The sequence below is a fragment of the Paenibacillus sp. R14(2021) genome, assembly GCF_019431355.1.
Lineage (GTDB): Bacteria > Bacillota > Bacilli > Paenibacillales > Paenibacillaceae > Paenibacillus_Z.
In genome coordinates this window covers 5701850-5710000 of record NZ_CP080269.1, presented here as the reverse complement: position 1 = coordinate 5710000, position 8151 = coordinate 5701850, and the positions used below count along the sequence as shown (strand labels likewise).

The 8151-nt window shown below is 51.9% G+C and carries 6 protein-coding genes; 2 read left to right on the top strand and 4 right to left on the bottom strand.

The features are described from left to right. Nucleotides 1-266: 266 nt before the first annotated feature. Nucleotides 267-377 (bottom strand): hypothetical protein, encoded by a 111-nt coding sequence (locus KXU80_RS28570; protein WP_374987808.1) that lies wholly within the window; start codon nt 375-377, stop codon nt 267-269. Nucleotides 378-658: 281 nt separating this feature from the next. Beyond that, a complete protein-coding gene (locus tag KXU80_RS26485) occupies nt 659-961 on the bottom strand; it encodes an urease subunit gamma (protein ID WP_219836069.1) in 303 nt (100 codons plus the stop codon). 352 nt (nt 962-1313) lie between these two features. Here KXU80_RS26485 and ilvD point away from each other — a divergent pair, with 352 nt between their 5' ends. Further along, nucleotides 1314-3002: a dihydroxy-acid dehydratase gene (ilvD, locus tag KXU80_RS26480; RefSeq protein WP_258171161.1), complete on the top strand. Its 1689-nt coding sequence runs from the start codon at nt 1314-1316 to the stop codon at nt 3000-3002. 456 nt (nt 3003-3458) lie between these two features. Here ilvD and KXU80_RS26475 read toward each other — a convergent pair whose 3' ends face one another. Beyond that, nucleotides 3459-4883, bottom strand: a complete 1425-nt coding sequence (locus tag KXU80_RS26475) for a polysaccharide deacetylase family protein (RefSeq protein ID WP_219836068.1) — start codon at nt 4881-4883, stop codon at nt 3459-3461. A 245-nt stretch (nt 4884-5128) separates the two neighbouring features. Between KXU80_RS26475 and KXU80_RS26470 the strand changes: the two genes are divergently transcribed. Further along, nucleotides 5129-6253, top strand: a complete 1125-nt coding sequence (locus tag KXU80_RS26470; protein ID WP_219836067.1) for an AI-2E family transporter — start codon at nt 5129-5131, stop codon at nt 6251-6253. Here the strand turns inward: KXU80_RS26470 and KXU80_RS26465 are convergent. Beyond that, nucleotides 6228-8090, bottom strand: a complete 1863-nt coding sequence (locus tag KXU80_RS26465) for a peptidoglycan D,D-transpeptidase FtsI family protein (protein WP_219836066.1) — start codon at nt 8088-8090, stop codon at nt 6228-6230. The genes KXU80_RS26470 and KXU80_RS26465 overlap by 26 nt on opposite strands. Nucleotides 8091-8151 lie beyond the last annotated feature (61 nt).

The window sequence follows — 8151 nt, the reverse complement described above, 5'->3', positions numbered from 1 at the left end:
GAATTTATAAGTCACCGAGGCTCCCATTGCACAGGCTGTCCTTCGCGCTGCGGCAGGTCCGATTGAGCTGCGTGTAAGAATTGGGCCGCATCTGCTCCAATGCTATCGGAGAATGAATAGAACACACCAGTATGGGTCATATCCCCCAATCAGCCAGGAGCAAACAGCTACTGCTCCTTCGGTTGAATGATCTGCTGCTGCGCAACAATCAACTCTTTCTGGTAATAAACGTTCAATCTGCTGCGCAAGCATCGATACAAAAACTGTTATCCACGCAGTGTTCTTCCCGGACAAAGCACCTCCGTACTCATCCACAAGGAGCCAGGCGACAAATGTACCTCCGTACAGTTATCGAGCGCAGCTTCACGGTACAACATGATTGGCTTCAGCATGGACTCTAAGACCGCATCCCGCTCCAGCACGTAGCTTTGGCTATGGAATACGCCCCCGTTCACTTCGGGTCAGGATGAACCTTCGTGAACGATTGATTCGTGACGTAATAATGGGCGCTTTGCTGTACATCCCAATGGAACTCCTACTTGTCGCCTGTATTCATAACGATCAGCTCGATGATTTCTCGGCCTGCGTTAAGTTCGATTTCGCCGGGGACCGTGCGGTATTGACCAGGAACCATCGTGACCACCCTCTCGGGACGCTATTATTGTATGGGATGATGAATCGTAACAAGCTTAGTTCCATCCGGAAATGTTGCTTCTACCTGTACCTCGTGGATCATGTCTGCAACGCCGGTCATCACCTGTCCGCGACTCAGTATCGTTGTGCCATGCTCCATCAGCTCAGCGACGGTCATGCCATTACGCGCGCCTTCCATAATCTCCGAAGTAATTAAGGCGATGCTTTCCGGATAATTCAGTTTCACACCCCGAAGCAGACGCCTGCGCGCCAGGTCGGCAGCAATTGTTATAAGAAGCTTCTCTTTCTCACGTTCTGTCAACTGCATAGAGGCACCTCTTCTCGTAGTTTCACATAGTTACCAGCATATATCCCTGCTTGTCAATCAGCTTGCAATGTGAGTTTATTGCTATGTAACACTTCCTAATTATAGCGGGAGCAAAGAAGCAAGTAAATCATTTGCGTCACATTTACTTACACGTTATGAAAGGTAATTCGCATTTCTTCTAAAAAGCTAACTTATCTGTGTCACATTATGTCGAAATCCGTTCCTTTAAGCATCTCTGATCCCCGTATAATCCAACATCTTCAATGCGTTTCAACCGCCTCGTTCTACTGGTCTTTCCTACTTTAATGTGATAGACTACTCAATATTGAAATTACCATTAGGAGGTACCAATATGGCTTCAAGCAAGATGCGTTCTGACATGATCAAAAAAGGTTTTGACCGCGCTCCGCACCGCAGTTTGCTGCGTGCAGCCGGCGTCAAGGAAGAAGATTTCGGCAAACCGTTCATCGCGGTCTGCAACTCGTATATCGACATCATTCCCGGTCACGTTCATCTTCAGGAGTTCGGAAAATTGGTTAAAGAAGCGATCCGCGAAGCCGGCGGCGTTCCCTTTGAATTCAACACAATTGGCGTCGACGACGGAATTGCAATGGGCCACATCGGCATGCGCTACTCCTTGGCTAGTCGCGAGATCATCGCGGATTCTGTCGAAACCGTCGTGAATGCGCACTGGTTTGACGGCATGGTATGTATTCCGAACTGCGACAAAATCACACCCGGCATGATCATGGGCGCGCTTCGCGTCAACATCCCTACGATACTTGTCAGCGGCGGACCGATGAAGGCCGGCAAAACGTCCGACGGTCGCCCGATCTCGCTTTCCAGCGTATTCGAAGGCGTAGGCGCCTTCCAAGCAGGCAAAATCGACGAAGCAAGCTTGACCGAGCTTGAACAATACGGCTGCCCGACTTGCGGCTCTTGCTCCGGCATGTTCACGGCCAACTCCATGAACTGTCTAGCTGAAGGCCTTGGACTTGCGCTTCCAGGCAACGGTACGATTCTGGCTGTATCCCCTGAGCGTAAAGAGTTCGTTAAACAAGCGGCGCGTCAGCTGATGAATTTGATTGAAATGGATTTGAAGCCGCGCGATATCGTGAAGAAAGAATCGATCGATAATGCTTTCGCGCTCGACATGGCGATGGGCGGTTCCACGAACACCGTACTCCATACGCTTGCGATTGCTCATGAAGCCGGCATCGAGTATCCGATTGAACGCATCAACGAAATTGCCGCGCGCGTACCGCATCTGGCCAAAATCGCGCCTGCATCCGATTACCACATAGAAGATGTGCACAATGCCGGCGGCGTGAGTGCCATTATCAACGAGCTCTTCAAAAAAGAAGGCGCGCTTAACGGCGACGTGCTTACCGTTACGGGCAAGACGCTTCGCGAGAACGTTGCCGGTCACGAGATTCAAGATACGGATGTTATTCATACGCTGGATAATCCGCACAGCCAGCGCGGCGGTCTTGCCGTTCTGTTCGGCAACCTCGCTCCGCGCGGCGCTATCATCAAAGTCGGCGCAGTCGACAAGTCTGTCGGCGGCTACCACAAAGGTCCGGCGATCTGCTTTGATTCTCAAGACGATGCGCTTCATGGCATTGCTAATGGTAAAGTCAAAGAAGGACATGTGGTCATCATCCGTTATGAAGGACCAAAGGGTGGACCCGGCATGCCGGAAATGCTTGCTCCGACCTCGCAAATCGTCGGTATGGGCCTTGGCGCCAAGGTCGGTCTCGTGACTGACGGCCGCTTCTCCGGCGCATCGCGCGGCATCAGTATCGGCCACGTTTCTCCTGAAGCTGCCGAGGGTGGACCAATTGCCTTCGTTCAAGACGGCGACATCGTCGAGCTTAATCTGAACAATAATGAAATGAACCTGCTGATCAGCGATGAGGAATTCGAAGCTCGCCGTGCGAACTGGCAAGGATTCGAATCCAAAATCAAAAAAGGCTACCTGGCTCGCTATTCTCACCTCGTTACAAACGCAAGCACTGGCGGCGTATTGAAGTTCAACTAATATTGCAGTAATAACATAATAGCGGAGTGCCGGAGGATTCATCCTCCATACGGCACTCCGCTTTTCTAGTAGTACCAACTTTTCCACTCGAACGATTATACTGCCAAGTTAGGAAAGTTTGGCCGCAAGCAAAATAGGCTGCGCGGCTTATTTCCAAACATATCCGGCTCCTGAGTAATCCCAATCCGATGCTGATCATCCAACATTCGGAATGGTTTGCGTGAGAACGCGCTATAGCAAGGGGGCTGCTGCTCACTTTGCTGCACTTCGGCAGATTGCAGAACGTGGACAAGAATGCGCGATTTCATCCCCTACGGCGGCTCCACATCGTCAACGGCTGTTGGCAAATGATCCGTATTACACTTAGATCGTATACATCGCAGCGTCTGCTGAAACAAACTTCAATGCACAAACCTGATAATCAAAACGAATCCCTATTTAGCGCAAAAAAAGCTGCTAGGGGGTAAACTCCCTGGCAGCATTTGAGTGGTCATGAGGCGCCGGCGGCATGTCGGCCCTGCGCTCCTGACGGATGCTATTCTCGAATGATTTGGTCGGCTTCCACTTCGAATGCGATTGCGCTTCTTGCGAATCACTGCCAAACCGTTGCCAGAAGTCGTCAATGGAGATGGCCATAATGCGCGGCTCCAAGCGCGACCCCTGTTCGGTCAGGCGTTGCTTGCCGGACGGATGAAGCACCCGCAGCAGCAATTTTAGATAAATCCGGGATGTCGTGTCAAACAATCCTTTCGGGATCTGCAGCACGCTGAAGCCAAACTGCTCCGCCCCCCGATTGATCATACTGACGCCGTACACGCCCTTTGCCTGTTGAACCGCTTTGTCTGTAGCAAGCTGCTGGGCAAGTTTTGGCATCCCCTTCTGAACTTCACGGATGAGCATAATGGCGAGATGCATCATCGATCGTGAATCGGTCATCATTTTCAGCAGCTTCTTGTTATCAAAATGAAGTTCAACAACCGCATCCTTAGCGGCGATGTTTTTCCCGTCCGGAAGCTCAAGCGTCTTGCCGTGGTAAGGCACCACCCGGTAATGGAACAGAGTATCCGCTCCGACTGATTTTACGCGGAACATGACGTGGAATAGACGCTCCCAGCCCATCCAGCAAGCGATCAGCGTCCGTTTCATCCAGCCGAAGGAACGTTTAACGGCTTTGTTACCGTCAGTTAGAGCAATCATATCCGTGATATGAACAAATTTATATCCCTTAGCCTGGCCTGCAGCCAGAAACGGCTCCAATGCAAGCAGCATATTGGCCGGTGCATCGATATCCGCACCAAAAGTAGCTCCGCAGTCATGCAGCAGGATAACCTCGCCTGGCCGGAGCTTCTTCATCATTCGCTTGTGAAGCCGTTCTGCTCCTACCCGCTTGCGCCAATCGCCAAACAATGCCGACCACAGTATAATTTGCAGGTATCCCAAGTTGGAAAAATCAAATAAATTCACAATTCCCCACGGCGGTCGATAATAAGCGGAACGCGAGCCCGTTGCTTTGCGTATTATTTCTGAAGTACGGTGAATTTGTTTCTTGACCGTGCTTGGACGCATGAGCCAATTGGATTTATGCACATAATTATGAATCCCGATGACATGACCTTCATCATGCATTCTTTTCAGCAATTCCGGGTGCCGCTCGGCATGAACGCCAACAACGAAGAACGTTGCCTTCGCATCATAGCGTTTTAATAAATCAAGCACCCGCGGCGTATACACGGGATCCGGTCCATCGTCAAACGTCAGCGCAATTTCACGGTTCGCGTGCCCATGCTTAAATACCCGAAATCCGAATGTTCGACTGATCAGCCCCGGTAAGAAAGCGTAAAACGTTAAAAAATAAAAGCCCCAAAGCAGGAAGTTTTCCATGTTCTGATTTCCCACCACCCCTAGTTTCAGTCCTTGTCCGTCTGCGGAAGAGGGAGTGCCATTGCTGCCTAATGCCAGATGCCTCCATCCATTGTACCATAGCCCCGGGGAAAACGGGTATCTAAGTTAAAGTAAACCTAAAGTCCCCATTCTTACGATGTTGCTAAGATAAGTTGGGAAACACTGTCATTATATAGTACAATTGTGAAGATCATTCTTCGTATACATTGAAAAGGAGCCTGTACATGCTTTCTTTTTACCGCAAATACTGGCGCACCGCTTTTGACATTGCACTAATCGTATTAACGGTGTATCTCATCATGTTCGCGTTCAGCTATTTATACCGGATCGCAACGCCAATCTTCTTGTCCTTCCTTATTTTCCTGTTTATCGAGCCGCCCGCCAGGTGGCTGTGCCGTCTGGGGATGAAGAAATCCATCGCTGCCGGTATCTCCGTTCTCGTCTTTACTCTTGTTATCGTTGGGGCATTCGTCGGTGCGGGATTCATCATTACGTCGCAGGTGACGACGCTTGCGGACAAGCTGCCGACTTACCAGAAAATACTGGTAGAGCAGTTTCAGGTGAATGCGAGCTTGCTGGAGCAAAAGGTAGATGGACTGCCGCCGGGTGTCGTCGACAAGTCGCAAGAAGTAATCGGCTACATTACTAACTGGGGTAAGAACCTCGCCGTGATGTTCCTAAAATCACTCGGCGGTTACCTGATGTCCTTCTCTACCTTTATCATTAACTTCTCTGTAGGAATCATTCTGGCTTATTTTCTCAGCTTGGAAATCAAGGAATGGAAGCAGGTTGCGAGGGAAAAGACGCCTAATACGTTCAAGAAAGCTTTCGTGTTTCTGCGGGATAATGTGTTTTCCGGCATCGCCGGTTATTTGAAGGCCCAGGGCAAACTTATCAGCATCACATTTGCTGTTATTTTCGTTTCGCTGCTTCTGCTTCGCGTTTCGAATGCGTTCTCGATCTCCCTGCTCGCTGCATTCTTCGACATACTGCCGCTGCTCGGCGTCGGCACCGTGTTTATTCCGTGGATTATTTACTTGTTCATCGTGGGGCAGACCTCGCTTGCGATTTGGTTGTCCGTGCTCTTCCTCGTCGTCGTGCTGACGCGTCAAATTCTAGAACCCAAAATCACGGGCGATACGCTCGGTGTATCGGCGTTCACCATGCTGGCTTTTATGATTATTTCCTTGTCCATCTTCGGCATCTCCGGCGTCATTCTTTCGCCGATCCTCATGATTCTTTTGAAGGCTTTATACGATCAGCGATATTTTCACCGCTGGATACACACCCCCAAAGGGGAATTCGAGACACCGTCCTCTCCAGTCAAGGAGCCGGATTCCATCCCATGATGGCTCCGGCTTCTTGCTTGTTCGTTTCCTCCGCAAGAATGTCCATTACACCTCGAAACAGCTTCGTCGCTTGATTGGACGTACCCGTACACCGATTCTCCGCAAGAACCGCTACCGCATAACGCGGCGCTTTCACCGGTCCGTAGCCGACAAACCATTGATTCAACCGTTCCCGGCTTCCCTGCATGATTTGCGCAGTACCTGATTTGCCCGCCACCTGCCAACTGCCTTCTTGAATGCTTTGGCCTGTTCCGTAAGCCACCACGGCTTCCATACCTTGCAAGATCGTTTCCGCCGTCCTGGGCAAAATTCGTCCATATTGAGCCTGCACCGTTTGCTTGGGCAGCTTCGCCATCAGCCTCCCATCGCCATAGCGGATCTCATGAACAAGGCGAGGTTCTCTTACGACGCCTTCGTTTAACAAGGTAACAACGAGATTCGCCGCCTGCAGCGGAGAGATCTTCACATCGCGCTGACCAATGCCCGTTTGCGCAAGCTGACCGCCATCGCGTACAGTAGGCGGAACGGCAAATATCGTGCCTGCCTCCTCCTCAGGCAGCAGTCGCAGCGGTTTGCCCAGCGGCGCAAAAGCGCCAGTACTTACCCAGCCTACTTGATAGCCGATGCCCAGCTTAGCTGCAGTCACCGTCAACTGACTCGCGCTCAGCCGCTCCGCCAGCGAAGCAAAGACGACATTGCAAGAGCCTGCAAGGGCATCCTGAAGCGTGACATCACCATGTCCGCCTCCTTTCCAGCAATGCAGACCGTAATGTCCGTAATTTCCGTTACAGCGGAAAATCTCCCGCTCGTCCGTAACATGTGCTTCCAAGGCCGCCGCCTCTGTTACAAGCTTGAAGATCGAACCCGGCGTTGCCGCACGAACCGCATGATTCGCAGTATCGCCTTGTTTGCTTTCAAGTGACCCGGTTGGAAGCTGTGGTCTGGAGATCATTGCGACGATATCCGCTGTTGCCGCATCCAACACTACTACTGCGCCTTCTTTCAGCCCGTGGGAATCGACGTAATGCTCCAATTGGTTTTGAATCGGCAGAGCCATCGTCGTGTGTACCTGAAGCGGATAAGAGGGATTATGGGGGCCTTGGAGCCGCCAATTCAACCCTTGAAGCGGCTTATCCGCTCCGTCCGTGAAGTAAGAGACCGATGTCGGGCCTGTCCCCTGCAGGAGCCTGTCAAGTGATCGCTCCAAGCCCGCGCCGCCTGTCTGATCCGTCAGCCTCATCTTATGCGCGGAGAGCCGATCGCGGTAATCGATCTGCAGTAGCTCGGGGTGCTGGCTCACATAACCAAGGGCATGCTTGGCACGGAACCCTGCCGGGTAACGGTTATGATAGGGCAGGATGCGTACACCATTCATGTGCAGCCTGTTCACCTTCGCCAGTTGAGCAGGGGATAGCTTCAGCGGCGAGCGTTCCCCTTCCCGCTTCCAAAAAGCCGGTTCCTTCAGTGTGTTCATCCACCGGAGGAGCCGCTCAGGCTCCAGCCCGAGCACGCCGGCCAGCCTATGCAGATCAGCCGAATCCCCGGCAAGCCGCGCCTTCGGCTGCAGCGGAAAGACCGCCAACGCTTCATAGGTTTCTCCCGTCAATGCCGTCCCCTCCCGGTCGAAGAAATCGCCTCGCCCGCTGTCCAGCACCAGCTCCCGTTCACGCTGTGCGACTGACTCCGCCTTCCAATTCGCGCTGCTCGCCTCAGCTGACGCAGACGGCATTAACTGAAGCCACGCAAGACGCAGCAGCAAGAACACCATCCCTCCGCTCAAGCCGATCAGCACAATAAATACGCGCCGCTGTCTATCTCTTCGCCGCTCCTTGCTCATGGGGGATACCTCCGTTTATTGTTTTCATTAGGCAGATCTCCCCATTATTCCCTTCACCTGC

Excerpts from the sequence above, each read along its gene's own strand:
- KXU80_RS28570 (WP_374987808.1), bottom strand. The coding sequence starts at position 377 with ATGTTGTACCGTGAAGCTGCGCTCGATAACTGTACGGAGGTACATTTG.
- KXU80_RS26485 (WP_219836069.1), bottom strand. The coding sequence starts at position 961 with ATGCAGTTGACAGAACGTGAGAAAGAGAAGCTTCTTATAACAATTGCT.
- ilvD (WP_258171161.1), top strand. The coding sequence starts at position 1,314 with ATGGCTTCAAGCAAGATGCGTTCTGACATGATCAAAAAAGGTTTTGAC.
- KXU80_RS26475 (WP_219836068.1), bottom strand. The coding sequence starts at position 4,883 with ATGGAAAACTTCCTGCTTTGGGGCTTTTATTTTTTAACGTTTTACGCT.
- KXU80_RS26470 (WP_219836067.1), top strand. The coding sequence starts at position 5,129 with ATGCTTTCTTTTTACCGCAAATACTGGCGCACCGCTTTTGACATTGCA.
- KXU80_RS26465 (WP_219836066.1), bottom strand. The coding sequence starts at position 8,090 with ATGAGCAAGGAGCGGCGAAGAGATAGACAGCGGCGCGTATTTATTGTG.